The organism is Brucella sp. 22210 (assembly GCF_052045675.1).
Classification (GTDB): domain Bacteria; phylum Pseudomonadota; class Alphaproteobacteria; order Rhizobiales; family Rhizobiaceae; genus Brucella.
The window spans coordinates 1-305 of the sequence record NZ_JBQEPD010000196.1 but is presented as its reverse complement, the minus strand read 5'-3'; the positions used below and the strand labels follow the sequence as shown (position 1 = coordinate 305).

The following is a 305-nucleotide window of genomic DNA, read 5'->3' as shown; positions in this document are numbered from 1 at the left end:
AGCTTTCCCGACAGGCTTTATTCAAAAGCCATTACAACGTGGGTTTTTACGCTGTTTTATCCGGAAAAGGTGTTCAGCCGTTATCCAAAAGCCGGTTTGCGACCAGCAAACGGCTTCAAGCCGCCCGTAGGGCCGGCTTTTGGATAATGAACAGGCTGTCCTTTTTGGTTTATTTTACTGGAAGTCTCTGAGGACGTCGCTTCTCTGACACCCTTGGAATGAAAATTAAAGCCAAGCTTTGGCCTGAATTTTGAAAGCCAGCGAAGCCAGCGCTTGCAGGTCATGCGGATGACGTTGGCAAGGTT

The 305-nt window shown here is 48.5% G+C and carries 1 protein-coding gene; it reads right to left on the bottom strand.

From position 1 onward, the window contains the following. Positions 1–80 precede the first annotated feature (80 nt). Positions 81–305, bottom strand: a 225-nt coding sequence (locus tag ACTJKP_RS27295; protein ID WP_440632891.1) for a hypothetical protein, incomplete at its 5' end; no start/stop codon positions are given.